This window comes from Plantibacter sp. RU18, assembly GCF_050613355.1.
In the GTDB taxonomy this organism is placed as follows: Bacteria; Actinomycetota; Actinomycetes; order Actinomycetales; family Microbacteriaceae; genus Plantibacter.
Window position 1 is genome coordinate 2,380,196 of sequence record NZ_CP159618.1, and the last position, 13,755, is coordinate 2,393,950.

Annotated in this window: 9 protein-coding genes and 1 tRNA gene; 3 read left to right on the plus strand and 7 right to left on the minus strand. The window is 66.9% G+C overall.

Translation table 11 applies throughout. The features are described from left to right. Window positions 1-40 precede the first annotated feature (40 nt). Window positions 41-2,701 (minus strand): DNA polymerase I, encoded by a 2,661-nt coding sequence (polA, locus tag ABMA10_RS11450; protein WP_347868775.1) that lies wholly within the window; start codon window positions 2,699-2,701, stop codon window positions 41-43. Between the two features lie 55 nt (window positions 2,702-2,756). On the opposite strand from polA, the gene ABMA10_RS11455 reads away from it, so the two are divergent. Then, window positions 2,757-3,179, plus strand: a complete 423-nt coding sequence (locus tag ABMA10_RS11455; RefSeq protein WP_347868776.1) for a hotdog fold thioesterase — start codon at window positions 2,757-2,759, stop codon at window positions 3,177-3,179. 69 nt (window positions 3,180-3,248) lie between these two features. Here the strand turns inward: ABMA10_RS11455 and ABMA10_RS11460 are convergent, their stop codons facing one another. After that, window positions 3,249-3,854, minus strand: a complete 606-nt coding sequence (locus ABMA10_RS11460; RefSeq protein ID WP_347868777.1) for an ANTAR domain-containing response regulator — start codon at window positions 3,852-3,854, stop codon at window positions 3,249-3,251. Window positions 3,855-3,908: 54 nt separating this feature from the next. On the opposite strand from ABMA10_RS11460, the gene ABMA10_RS11465 reads away from it, so the two are divergent. Both ABMA10_RS11465 and ABMA10_RS11470 read left to right on the plus strand, forming a co-directional pair. Further along, window positions 3,909-3,992 (plus strand) — tRNA-Leu (locus ABMA10_RS11465). A gap of 86 nt (window positions 3,993-4,078) precedes the next feature. Next, complete coding sequence (locus tag ABMA10_RS11470) at window positions 4,079-4,351, plus strand: hypothetical protein (RefSeq protein WP_347868778.1); 273 nt, start codon at window positions 4,079-4,081, stop codon at window positions 4,349-4,351. Here the strand turns inward: ABMA10_RS11470 and ABMA10_RS11475 are convergent. The 5 genes from ABMA10_RS11475 to lgt all read right to left on the minus strand — a co-directional run bounded on the left by ABMA10_RS11475 (window position 4,348) and on the right by lgt (window position 13,752). Beyond that, window positions 4,348-5,010, minus strand: a complete 663-nt coding sequence (locus ABMA10_RS11475; RefSeq protein WP_347868779.1) for a histidine phosphatase family protein — start codon at window positions 5,008-5,010, stop codon at window positions 4,348-4,350. The genes ABMA10_RS11470 and ABMA10_RS11475 overlap by 4 nt on opposite strands. Before the next feature lie 88 nt (window positions 5,011-5,098). Next, window positions 5,099-6,514, minus strand: coding sequence for a pyruvate kinase (gene pyk, locus ABMA10_RS11480; protein WP_347868780.1), 1,416 nt, complete (start codon window positions 6,512-6,514; stop codon window positions 5,099-5,101). Window positions 6,515-6,606: 92 nt separating this feature from the next. Beyond that, window positions 6,607-8,064, minus strand: a complete 1,458-nt coding sequence (locus tag ABMA10_RS11485; RefSeq protein ID WP_347868781.1) for a glutamate synthase subunit beta — start codon at window positions 8,062-8,064, stop codon at window positions 6,607-6,609. Further along, complete coding sequence (gene gltB / locus ABMA10_RS11490) at window positions 8,057-12,526, minus strand: glutamate synthase large subunit (RefSeq protein WP_431030568.1); 4,470 nt, start codon at window positions 12,524-12,526, stop codon at window positions 8,057-8,059. Before gltB ends, ABMA10_RS11485 begins: the two co-directional genes overlap by 8 nt. A 218-nt stretch (window positions 12,527-12,744) precedes the next feature. Next, entirely contained in the window at window positions 12,745-13,752 is a 1,008-nt protein-coding gene (gene lgt, locus ABMA10_RS11495; RefSeq protein ID WP_431030569.1) for a prolipoprotein diacylglyceryl transferase, read from the minus strand. Window positions 13,753-13,755: the final 3 nt, after the last annotated feature.

A 13,755-nucleotide genomic window follows, 5' to 3' on the forward strand; every position in this document is an offset into this window, starting at 1 on the left:
CGGTGCGGATCCTCGATCCGTCGGCCCGGTCGTCCGGCGATCAGTGTGCTGCTGCGTCCCAGTCGTTGCCACGCCCGATCTGGACGTCCAGTGGGACGGACAGGTCTGCGGCGCCGGCCATCCGGGTGCGCACGACGCGTTCCAGGGCGTCCCACTCCCCCTCGGCGACTTCGAAGATCAGCTCATCGTGCACCTGCAGCATCATGCGCGAGGACAACGACTGCGTCGTGAGGTCGGACTCGATGCCGATCATCGCCCGCTTCATGATGTCGGCGGCCGACCCCTGGATCGGCGCGTTGAGGGCTGCGCGCTCCGCATTCTCCCGAACGAGCCGGTTCGGGCTCGACAGCTCGGGGAAGAGACGACGGCGTCCGTAGATGGTCTCCGTGTAGCCGTCGACCTTCGCCTGCTCGACGACGTTCCGCAGGTAGTCGCGGACCGCACCGAAACGCTCGAAGTAGTCGACCATGAGCTGCTTCGCCTCGGCGCTCGAGATGCGGAGCTGCTTCGACAGACCGAAAGCGCTCAATCCGTATGCGAGGCCGTAGGACATGGCCTTCACCTTGTTGCGCATGGCGGGCGTGACGTCCTCGGCGGCGACGCCGAAGATACGCGAGCCGACGAAGCGGTGGAGGTCCTCGCCCGACTTGAACGCCTCGATGAGTCCGGCGTCACCGGACAGGTGCGCCATGATGCGCATCTCGATCTGCGAGTAGTCGGCCGTCAGCAGCGTCTCGAATCCGGCGCCTGCCTGGAACGCCGCACGGATGCGCCGACCCTCCTCGGTGCGGACCGGTATGTTCTGCAGGTTCGGGTCGGTCGACGAGATGCGGCCGGTGCTCGTGCCGATCTGCACATAGGTGGTGTGGATCCGGGCGTCGGGCATGATCGCCTTGTCGAGCGTCTCGACGATCTGGCGGAGCTTCGTCGCGTCTCGGTGCTCGAGGAGCAGCCCGAGGAAGGGGTGCGGGTTCTTCTCCTGCAGGTCGGCCAGCGCGCCGGCGTCGGTGGAGTAGCCGGTCTTGTTCGCTCGGGTCTTCGGCATGGCGAGCTGATCGAACAGCACCTCCTGCAGTTGCTTGGGAGAGCCGAGGTTGACCTCGCGGCCGATCTGGGCGTACGCGTTGCTGGCGAGCTCTGCGGCGCGGCTGCCGAGCTGCTCGGACAATCCACTGAGGATCCCGTGATCGACCGTGACCCCGTTCAGCTCCATGTGGGCGAGCACCCGAAGTACCGGCAGCTCCATGTCGAGGAGGACGCCGAGCGAACCGGCGTCGAGTGCGGTGCGGGTGGCCTCAGCGACACGGAGTGCGTACCATGCGGTTCCGCCGACGCCGACCGGGTCGGTCTCCGGTACCAGCTGGTTCGGATCGGCGACCGGCATCGTCTCGTCCAGATAGCGGCTGACGAGGTCGCCGATGGTCTTGTCTCCGCCGCTCGGACGAAGCAACCAACCGGCGACCGCTGTGTCGTACCCGAGGCCGTCGAAGCCGATGTCCGCGCGTGTGATGCCCTTGAGCTGCGGCTTGGCGTCGTGCATGATCTTCGGTGCTGCGCTCGCCAGCCACGCCTCGAGAGGCGCGTAGTCGGCTTCGCCCGGCCTCCAGGAGAGCGCGACGATCTCCGTCGGGGTCGAGAGTCCTGCGCCCACCGGCAGGCCGTCGTGCAGCTCGAGTTGCAGGCCGATACCGCCTGGATGGGCGGTGACCGCCCGCGCGAGCCACGCTTCGAGTTCCTCGTCGAGGAGCTCCTTCTGCGGGGGCATCACGATGCTCGCCGCAGCGGGGGCCGAGACGTCCGTGTTGGCCTCGAGGCCGTCGAGCTTCAGCACGCGGTCCAGGAGCGTGCGGAACTCGAGCCGACCGAAGATGGTGGCGACGGCGTCGGCGTCGAGCGGTTTGCGCTCGAGGTCCTTCGGGCCGACAGGCAGCTCCACGTCCGTCAGGAGACGGTTCAGACGACGGTTGCGGACCGCGTTCTCCTTGTGCTCACGCAGGCTCTCCCCCACCTTGCCGGTGATCTCGTCCGCGCGCTCCAGGATCTGCTCGAGCGAACCGAACTGGTTGAGCCACTTCACGGCCGTCTTCTCGCCGACCTTCGGGATTCCCGGCAGGTTGTCGCTCGTCTCGCCGACGAGCGCCGCGATCTCCGGATACTGCTCGGGACGGATACCGTAGCGGTCGAAGACCTTCGCGCCGTCGTAGCGGGTGAGGGCCGAGACGCCCTGGCTCGACGGGTACAGCAGCGTGACGTCGTCCGTCACGAGCTGGATGGTGTCGCGGTCGCCGGAGACGACGAGGACACGGAATCCTTCCTCCGCACCCTGCTTCGCGAGGGTCGCGAGGATGTCGTCCGCCTCGTAGTCCTCCTTGCTGACGGTGGTGATGCTCATGGCTTTGAGCGCCTCTTCGAGCAACGGCACCTGACCCTTGAACTCCACGGGGGTCTCGCCTCGGGTCCCCTTGTACTCGGGGTACTCACGAGTACGGAACGATCGCCTCGAGATGTCGAACGCCACGGCGATGTGGGTCGGGTTCTCGTTCTTGAGCAGGCTGATCAGCATGGAGATGAACCCGTGGATGGCGTTCGTGTGCTGGCCGTCGCGCGTTTGGAAGCTGTCGACCGGGAGGGCGTAGAACGCCCGGAACGCGAGCGAGTGGCCGTCGATGATGAGGAGGGTAGGCTTTTCTGATTCCGACACGCGCCCAGCCTACAAGCCGGTGCCGACACGGTTCAGGCACGATCCGAAGGTGGACATGACGAACGAGACCGACGAAGCCCTCGACTTCCTGCGTACGAGGGGCAGCGGTGCCCTGGCGGCGAAGATGGGGATCGAGTTCACCGAGTTCACGGTCGAACGATCCGTGGCGACGATGCCGGTGGAGGGGAACACCCAACCGGCGATGCTGCTCCACGGGGGCGCCTACGTCGTGCTCGGCGAGTCGCTCGGTTCGATGGCGGCCAACCTCTTCGCCGGACCGGGCAAACTCGCGGTGGGCATCGACATCAACGCGACCCACACGCGTTCGGCGACGTCGGGGATCGTGACCGGCATCTGCACGCCGATCCATCTCGGACGTTCGCTCACCGTGCATGAGATCGCGGTGAGCGACGAACAGGGGCGACGCTGCTCGACGATCCGCATCACGAACCTCATCAAGGACGCCCCCGGGAGCTGAACGCCCCGAGTACGGCAAAGCGGCCCGCCCCGATGGGGCGGGCCGCTTTTGCGACGAGGTGGGAGCGCGCTACTTCTTTGCGCTGAGCTGTTCGATGATCGCCTGGGCGACATCGTGCATGGTGAGGCGGCGGTCCATGGAGGCCTTCTGGATCCAGCGGAAGGCCTCGGGCTCGGACAGGCCCATCTTCTCGTTGAGGAGGCCCTTGGCGCGATCGACGAGCTTGCGGGTCTCGAAGCGCTCGACCATGTCGGCCACCTCGGCCTCGAGGGTGATGATCTGCTGATACCGCGAGAGGGCGATCTCGATCGCGGGGAGCAGGTCGTTCGGCGTGAACGGCTTGACGACGTACGCCAGCGCACCGGCCTCGCTCGCCCGCTCGACGAGCTCCTTCTGGCTGAAGGCCGTGAGGAGGACGACAGGCGCGATGTGTGCCTTACCGATGCGCTCGGCGGCGGAGATGCCGTCGAGCTGAGGCATCTTGACGTCCATGATCACGAGATCCGGACGGAGTTCCGTCGCGAGTGCGACAGCAGTCTCGCCGTCGCCGGCCTCGCCGACCACCTCGAAACCGTTGTCACGGAGGATCTCGACGATGTCGAGGCGGATGAGGGATTCGTCCTCAGCGACGACGACGCGCCGTGGGGCTACGGGAGGGGTCTCTTGCTCGGTCACCCTCAAATCCTACGGTACTCTGATGCAGGTTGCTGTTCGCCCTGCGGCGGACGCGCCGGTGTGGCGGAATGGCAGACGCGGAGCACTCAAAATGCTTTGTCGAAAGACGTGTGGGTTCGAGTCCCACCACCGGTACCAGACTGTGAGCGATCTCCCGGCCGGGAGATCGCTCACGTCGAGCTGACGGCGTCGCGTGCGTCGTCCGGGACGATGGGATCGACGCGATGACCGAAGAGCACTCCGAACCGCAGCAGGACGTCCACGACGCGAGCGGCGACGACCGCCTCCACGGGATCCTGGTGCAGGTCGCGGCCGATCGTTCGCTCTCCCCCGAGCTCGATGTCCGCGCCGCCATCGCAGACCGCCTCCGTGATCAGCAGATCGTCGTCGACGAACGCGAGCTCGACGAACTCGTGCGATCCCTCCCCGGTCTGCCCGGCGAGGAGCCGGGCCCGTTCATCCAAGGCGACGGCCAGCCGGACGCAGGCGCGCGCTAGAAGCCGCGTTCGACCTCGGCGGCCGGGCCATCGGCGTCCGTCGTGAGGTCCGGGCCGCCGACAGCGTCCCCGGTCCAGGTCTCGACCGTCCAGCCGAGACCCGGGTCACCGGTCACGACGATGACGCCCGTGTTCGTGATCGGGTGCGTGCCGATGAAGTGGCCGTCGACGTTGGTGGCCCGTAGACCGAGCCAGGAGCGCAGCATCGCGCCGTGGCTCACGAGCGCCACCGTCGAGGACCCCGAGGCGACGATCTCCTCGATGACGGCGTCGAAACGCGCGAAGGCCTCTCGACCGCTCTCTCCACCCGGGATCCGTGCGTCCAAGTCGCCGTACGCCCACGCGACGATGCCGTCGATGTACGCCTGGACGGCCTCCCGCGTGCCCAGCATCTCGCCGTCACCGGCGCTGATCTCCCGGATGCCGCCCCGCACGAGCACAGGGAGCGAGCACGCGGCAGCGAGTGGAGCCGCCGTCTGCTGTGCGCGGACAGCGGTCGATGCGTACACGGCCTCGATCGCCTCGCCGGCGAGGGCGCGGGGCAGCGCTCCGGCCTGTTGCTCGCCGAGCGGCGTGAGCACGGCTCCAGGGATCGCGGTGTCGAGGAGCCCTGCGACGTTCGAGGAGGTCTGACCGTGTCTGATGAGGATGAGGGGCATGGTTCCAGCGTAGGCGAATCCGCCGACCGACCGAGAAGGCCGCGATCCCCGTACGGGAGGATCGCGGCCTTCGGATGCATCTGACGACTTAGAGGACGTCGCCCACCTTGTGGACGCGGATGTCGTTCGTCGTCCCCGGGATTCCGGGAGGGGATCCGGAGATGATGATGACTGGCTCGCCGACCGCGGCCTTGCCGGTGGCGACGAGGACCTCGTCCACCTGCGCAACCATCTGATCGGTGTGCGTCACCCGCTCGACGACGAAGGACTCGACGCCCCAGTTCAGTGCCATGCGACGACGGATCGCCGGGTCCGGCGTGAACGCGAGGATCGGGATGCGATTGCGCAGACGGGACATCCGGCGGACCGACTCGCCCGACTCGGTGAACACGCAGAGGAACTTCGCACCGACGAAGTCGGCGACCTCGACGGCTGCGAGCGTGATCGCTCCGGCCTGCGTGCGCGGCTTCGTGCCGAGCGGCTGGACACGGTCGAGCCCGTGGATCTCGGTCGACTCCACGATCCGGGCCATGGTCTGGACAGTGATCACCGGGTAGGCACCGACGCTCGTCTCGCCACTGAGCATGACCGCGTCAGCACCGTCGAGGACCGCGTTTGCGACGTCGGACGTCTCGGCGCGGGTCGGGATCGGGCTCGAGATCATCGACTCGAGCATCTGCGTCGCCACGATGACGGGCTTCGCCATGCGACGGGCCAGTTCCACGGCGCGCTTCTGCACGATCGGGACGGCCTCGAGCGGCAGCTCGACACCCAGGTCGCCTCGGGCGACCATGATGGCGTCGAACGCCTCGATGATGCCCTCGAGGTTGTCCACGGCCTGCGGCTTCTCGATCTTGGCGATCACGGGGACCTTGCGGCCCTCCTCGGCCATGATCTCGTGGACGCGGTCGATGTCCGACGCATCGCGGACGAACGAGAGCGCGATGAGGTCGGCGCCGAGACGCAAGCCCCAGCGGAGGTCCGCTTCGTCCTTCTCGCTGAGCGCGGGGACGTTGACCGCAACACCGGGCAGGTTGATGCCCTTGTTGTTCGACACCGGTCCGGCGACGATGACGCGCGTGGTGACGACGGTGTCGTCGGCCTCCACGACCTCGACCTTCACCTTGCCGTCGTCGATGAGGAGGAAGTCGCCCGGCTTGACGTCCTGAGGCAGCCCCTTGAACGTCGTGGAGGAGAGCTCCTTCGTGCCGAGGATGTCCTCGGTGGTGATCTTGAAGATGTCTCCGACGGCGAGGTCGTAGGGGCCACCCTCGAACTTGCCGAGGCGGATCTTCGGGCCCTGGAGGTCGACGAGGACGGCGACGGCGCGCCCGGAGTCCTCGGTGGCCTTGCGCACGTTGGCGTAGATGGCCTCGTGCACGTCGTAGCTGCCATGGCTCAGGTTCATCCGGGTGACATCGACACCCGCATCGATGATGGCCCGGATGTTCTCATAGCTGGATACTGCAGGCCCCAGCGTTGCGACGATCTTGGCTCGTCTCATTTGTGTGTGTTCTCCATGATTTCTGCGCGCATGGCGCTTCGGTACTCACTGCTCGGCATGATACGTCCGACGCTTGTCGTCCGTCTGAAAGCCTAGAGGGAGATGGGCTGGTCCGTTGGACGGACCGGGAAGGGAAGCTGCGTCTCGCCCTCGAGGTACTGGTCGACCGCGGCAGCCGCTGCACGGCCCTCGGCGATCGCCCACACGATGAGCGACTGGCCTCGGCCTGCGTCGCCGGCGACGAAGACGCCTGGTTGACTCGTCTGGTAGTCGTCCTCTCGAGCCACGTTGCCGCGCCCCGTGAACGGCAGCTTGAACTGCGATTCGAGCGTGTCCCCTTCGGGACCGGTGAACCCCATGGCCAGTAGCACGAGGTCCGCGGGGATCTCTCGCTCGGTGCCGCTCTTGGGCACCCGGCGGCCGTCGAGGAACTCCGTCTCGGCGACGCGGATGGCGCGTACCTCTCCGGCGTCGTTGTGCAGGAACTCCACGGTCGAGACCAGGTACTCGCGATCGCCGCCCTCTTCGTGCGCGCTCGCGACCTCGAAGATCGTCGGCATCATCGGCCACGGCTGATGGTCGGGACGGTCGTCGCCCGGCTGGTTGCCGATCGCGAGGTTGGTGACCGACGCAGCGCCCTGACGATGGGCGGTGCCGATGCAGTCGGCGCCGGTGTCACCGCCGCCGAGGACGACGACGTGCTTGTCCTCCGCGGTGATCTGCCCGGGGACGCTGTCTCCGGCGCCCACCTTGTTGGCCTGCACGAGGTACTCCATGGCGAAGTGCACGCCGTCGAGGTCACGGCCGGGGATCGGGAGGTCGCGCGGTACCATGGCGCCTGTCGCGATCACCACGGCGTCGTACCGTGCGCGCAGTTCGTCCCAGGTGATGTCCACGCCGATGTTCACACCGGCTCGGAAGCGCGTGCCCTCGTCCTGCATCTGCTTCAGACGGACGTCGAGGTGCTTCTTCTCCATCTTGAAGTCGGGGATGCCGTACCGCAGCAGACCGCCGATGCGGTCGTCGCGTTCGTAGACGGCGACCGTGTGGCCTGCGCGGGTCAGCTGTTGGGCCGCGGCGAGCCCTGCGGGCCCTGAACCGACGACGGCGACGGTCTTGCCGGTCAGGCGCTCCGGCGGGTGGGACTCGACCCATCCGTTGGCGAACGCCTGATCGATGATCGAGACCTCGACCTGCTTGATGGTCACGGCCGGCTGGTTGATGCCGAGCACACACGAGCTCTCGCACGGAGCCGGGCAGAGTCGTCCGGTGAACTCGGGGAAGTTGTTCGTCGCATGGAGACGCTCGATCGCCGACCGACCCTCACCGCGCCACATGAGGTCGTTCCACTCGGGGATCAGGTTCCCGAGCGGGCAGCCCTTGTGGCAGAACGGGATACCGCAGTCCATGCAGCGGCCGGCCTGCTTGCGCACGGTTGCTGCATCGCCCTGCTCGTAGACCTCTTTCCAGTCCATGATGCGCACCGGCACGGGCCGGCGCTTCGGGAGCTCGCGCTCCGGTACTTTCAGGAATCCCTTGGGATCAGCCACCGGTCACCTCCAGGATTCGGTTCCACACGATGTCGCCGTCGGGGTCGAGTCCCTCGTCCAGCGCGGTCTGCCGGGTGGCGAGGACCGCTGCGTAGTCGCGTGGCAGTACTTTCACAAAACGTACGACGGTCTGCTCGAAGTCGTCGAGCAGGCGTCCGGCCAACGGAGACCCGGTCTCCGCGACGTGGCGTTCGAGGAGATCGCGGACGATCTCGACGTCGCTGCTGCCGAGCTCCGACAGCGTGAGCTCGCCTGAGGCGAGCGATTCGCGGTTGACCTGTTCGCGGTCGAGGTCGAACACATAGGCAGTGCCGCCGGACATGCCTGCACCGAGGTTGCGGCCGGTCTGGCCGAGGATGAGCGCCAGGCCGCCGGTCATGTACTCGAGCGCGTGGTCTCCCACGCCCTCGACGACAGCGGTTGCACCGGAGTTCCGGACGAGGAACCGCTCGCCGACCATGCCGCCCAGGAACATCGTGCCCTGGGTCGCGCCGTAACCGATGACGTTACCGGCGATGACGTTATCCTCAGGAGCGAAGATGACGCCCTCAGGCGGTCGCACGACGATCTGGCCGCCCGACAGGCCCTTGCCGACGTAGTCGTTCGAGTCGCCGATCAGGCGGAGCGCGATGCCGCCGGGCAGGAACGCTCCGAACGACTGGCCGGCCGAGCCGCGCAGCGTGATGTCGATGCTGCCGGCAGGCAGTCCGTTCTCGCCGTGGCGGAGCGTGACCTCGTGTCCGAGCATCGTGCCGACGGCACGCTCCGTGTTGCGGATCGGCAGGTCCACCGCGAAGTACCCTCCGTGCTCGAGCACGTCTGCCGCCGCACGGATGAGCTGCTGGTCGAAGTGCTTCTCGAGCTCGTGCTCCTGCTGGCGGCGATTCGTGCGAGGCTCGTCATCGGCGAACGCCGGACCGACCAGCACCGGCGAGAGGTCCAGCCCGGACGCCTTCCAGTGGTCGATGGCGCGATCGGCGTCGATCAGCTCGTTGTGGCCGATCGCCTCCTCGATGGAGCGGAACCCGAGCTCCGCGAGGTACTCGCGAACCTCCTGGGCGATGAACTCGAAGAAGTTCACGACGAACTCGGGTTTCCCGGTGAAACGCTGGCGCAGCACAGGGTTCTGCGTCGCGACGCCGACCGGGCACGTGTCGAGATGGCAGACGCGCATCATGACACAGCCGGACACGACGAGCGGAGCCGTCGCGAAACCGAACTCCTCGGCCCCGAGCAGTGCGCCGATGACGACGTCGCGGCCGGTCTTCATCTGACCGTCGACCTGGACGACCACGCGGTCGCGCATGTTGTTGAGCATGAGCGTCTGCTGCGTCTCGGCGAGACCGAGCTCCCATGGCGTGCCGGCGTGCTTCAGCGAGTTCAATGGACTCGCGCCCGTTCCGCCGTCGTGACCGGAGACCAGGATGACGTCGGACAGGGCCTTCGCGACACCAGCGGCGACAGCACCGATACCGGACTGGCTGACGAGCTTCGTGTGGATACGCGCCTTCGGGTTCGCGCGCTTGAGGTCGAAGATGAGCTGCTTGAGGTCCTCGATCGAGTAGATGTCGTGGTGCGGTGGCGGCGAGATGAGACCGACGCCGGCCGTCGCGTGACGGGTGCGAGCGACCCACGGGTAGACCTTCGTCGGCGGCAGCTGGCCACCCTCACCGGGCTTCGCGCCCTGGGCGAGCTTGATCTGGATGTCGTCGGCGTGGGTCAGGTACATGCTCGTCACGCCGAAACGGCCGGAGGCGACCTGTTTGATGGCGCTGCGGCGAGTCGGGTCGAGGAGACGGTCGACATCCTCGCCGCCCTCGCCCGTGTTGGACTTCGCCCCGATGCTGTTCATCGCAATCGCGAGCGTCTCATGCGCTTCCCGCGAGATCGAGCCGTAGCTCATCGCGCCGGTGGAGAACCGTTTCACGATCGACGAGACGGACTCGACCTCGTCGAGTGCGACCGGCGGACGCGCTCCGGTGCGCAGCGTGAACATGCCGCGCAGGGTCATGAGCTGCTCCGCCTGGGAGTCGACGAGGTGGGTGTACTCACGGAAGATGTCGTATCGACGGGTCTTCGTCGCGTGCTGCAGTTTGAACACCGTGTCCGGGTTGAACAGATGGGGAGAGCCGTCGCGGCGCCACTGGTACTCGCCGCCGGACTGCAGGCGCTCGTGGGCAGTGGAAGCCGCGTCCTCCGGGTACGCGTAGCGGTGACGCTTCGCGTTCTCCTCTGCGATGACGTCGATACCGACGCCACCGAGCTTCGTCTCGGTGCCCGTGAAGTATGCATCGACCAGCTCCTGGCTGAGACCGACGGCCTCGAACGCCTGCGCACCGGCATAGGAGGAGACGGTCGAGATGCCCATCTTCGACATGATCTTGAGCACGCCCTTGCCGAGTGCCTTGATCACGTTCTTGACGGCCTGCTCGCGGGTGATGCCCTGGATGAGACCGCTGCGGACGAGATCCTCGCAACTCTCCATGGCGAGGTACGGGTTGATCGCGGACGCCCCGTAACCGATCAGCAGCGCGACATGGTGCACCTCGCGGACGTCACCTGCCTCCACCACGAGACCGACCTTCATGCGGTTCTGGGAGCGGATGAGGTGGTGGTGCACGGCCGCGAGTGACAGCAACGACGGGATGGGCGCCAGATCGGAGTTCGAGTCTCGGTCGCTCAGCACGATGAACTCCGAGCCGGAGGCGATCGCCTCGTCGACCTCGTCGCACATCTCACGGAGACGGGTCTCGAGCCCCGCCGCGCCGTCCTCGGCCCGGTACAGCGCCCTGATCGTCTCGGTCAGGCGGCTACCCGGAGTCGGGTCGATGTGCTGGATCTTCGCGAGCTCGTCGTTGTCGATGACCGGGAAGTCGAGGACGACCTGCCTGGCGTGCTCCGGACCCCATGACAGCAGGTTCCGCTCCGGCCCGAGCCCGAGCTTCAGAGAGGTGACGACCTCTTCGCGGATCGAGTCGAGCGGCGGGTTCGTCACCTGGGCGAACTGCTGCACGAAGTAGTCGAAGAGCAGCCGAGGGCGCTCGGACAACACCGCGATCGGTGTGTCGGATCCCATGGCACCGAGCGGCTCTGCGCCGTTCTGCCCCATCGGCTGCAGCAGGATGCGCACCTCCTCCTCGGTGTAGCCGAAAGTGCGCTGGCGGCGCGTGACGGAGGCGGGGGTGTGTACGATGTGCTCCCGCTCCGGCAGGTCGCGGAGGTGGATGCGCCCCTGCTCCAGCCAGTCTCCCCAAGGCTCGGCGGAGGACAGCTCGTCCTTGATCTCGTCGTCCTCGATGATGCGCCCAGCAACGGTGTCGACGAGGAACATCTTCCCCGGGCGCAGACGACCCTTGCGCTTCACCCGGCTCGGTTCGACGTCGAGGACGCCGATCTCGCTGCCGAGCACGACGAGGCCGTCAGTGGTCTCCAACCAGCGCCCAGGCCTCAGTCCGTTGCGGTCGAGGGTTGCGCCGACGAGTGCTCCGTCGGTGAAGGTGAGCGCAGCAGGGCCGTCCCACGGTTCCATCTGCATCGAGTTGAACTCGTAGAAGTCGCGACGCTCCTGCGTCAGCCCCGTCTGCTTCTCCCAGGCCTCGGGAACCATCATCATCATGGCGTGCGGCAGGGAGCGGCCGGTGAGCGTGAGGAGTTCGAGCACCTCGTCGAAGGACGCGGAGTCACTCGCGCCAGGGGTGATGATGGGGAGGAGCGGGCGAACATCGCCGATGAGTTCGGATTCGAGCTGCGACTGCCGGGCCCGCATCCAGTTGCGGTTTCCCTCGACCGTGTTGATCTCACCGTTGTGCGCCATCATGCGCAGCGGCTGCGCCAACGGCCAGGACGGGAAGGTGTTCGTCGAATAGCGGGAGTGCACGATCGCGAGCTTCGTCGCGAAACGTTCGTCCGAGAGGTCGGGGTAGAACGGTTCGAGCTGGAGTGTCGTCACCATGCCCTTGTAGACGAGCGTGCGACTGGACAGCGAGATGAAGTAGGCGCCCAGTTCGCGTTCCGCGCGCTTGCGGAGCCGGAAGGTCAATCGGTCAAGGGCGATGCCGCTGGGCTTCGAGGCGTCCGCTCCCGCGACGAACAACTGCTCGAAGGCGGGCATGGCCGCACGAGCGAGCTTGCCGAGTTCATCAGGATCGACGGGGACGTCCCGCCAGCCCAGGACGGACAGCTGCTCCGCTGCGGCGATCTCGGCGATCTCGGACTTCAACTGCGATCGCGCGGCCTCGTCGGTCGGGAGGAACGCCATGCCGACCGCGTACTCCCCCGCGGGCGGCAGTGCGAAGCCTGCGACACCGCGCAGGAAGTCGTCCGGCATCTGGGTGAGGATGCCCGCACCGTCACCGGTGCCGGCATCGGAGCCGATGGCTCCGCGGTGCTCCAGGTTGCGGAGCGAGCCGAGCGCCGCGTCGATGATGCTGTGGGACGCCTCGCCGGTGAGCGTGGCGACCATTGCCAGGCCACAGGCGTCCTTCTCTCGGGCAGGGTTGTACATGCCCTGCTTGGGCGGAACCGCGCTGAACGAAGCGTACGGTGCGTGCGCCATGGGAATACCGTCCTCACGAAAGGGGGATCAGAGAAGGGACGCCACTGGCCCTGGAACGAAACGGTTGACGAATCCTGGAGTCGAGGACGGGGGTTCGCCGGGCCGGAGAGAGGTGTGCGCCTGGCCTAGGATGTGGAGCCGGTTCTGCTTGTGGCGACCGTGGCTTCGGACTCCGGAGCGGACGATGCAGTGCTGTCGGCTCCGTCGGCGTCATTGTCGGCGGAAGCACTGCGCAGTCCCAAGTTCTCCGCGTCGGTGTCGTAGAAGTCTACAGCAGCCTTCGGATCGGTCCACGCCCGACCGTCGACATAGGCCGACGGCTCGCCGCCGGCGTGTCGACGGGACTGGATGACGATGATCGCGATGCCGACGACGATGGCCAGGATCGCTGCCCAGACGTTCGCGCGGATGCCGAAGAGGTACTCGCTCGGATCGATACGGATCGTCTCCCACACCGTACGACCGGCGCCGTACCAGATGAGGTACACGCCGAAGAGCCGGCCCCACTGCGGGTTGAAGCGGTGGCCGATCCAGAGGATGACGGCGACGCCGAGCAGGTTCCAGAGGATCTCGTACAGGAAGGTCGGCTGGAACAGGGTGTCGGACGGAAGGCCGATCGGGAACGCCGGATTGCTCGCGGGGATCTCAAGACCCCACGGCAGGTCGGTGGGGAGCCCGTAGAGCTCCTTGTTGAAGTAGTTGCCGAGGCGACCGAAGGCCTGCGCGAGCAGGAGTCCTGGCGCGAGCGCGTCGGCGAAGGTCCAGAAACGGATGCCGGTCATGCGGCATCCGATGTAGGCACCGACCGCACCACCGAGGAGGGAGCCGAAGATCGCGATGCCGCCCTCCCAGATGTACAGGGTCCGCAGGAGGTCCGCACCCGGATAGAAGTAGTCGCCCGGGTGGGTGAGCACGTGGAAGATACGAGCACCGATGATGCCCAGCGGAATCGCCCACAGGATGATGTCCAGCACGATCCCGGGCTCGGCGCCGCGCTTGGTGAGGCGGCGCGAGGTCAGGATCGTCGCGACGATGATGCCCGCGATGATGCAGAGAGCGTAGATGTGCACCGTGAACGGGCCGACGCTGAAGCTGGAGATGTCGGGGCTCGGGATGCTGAAGGGTGCAATCACTGC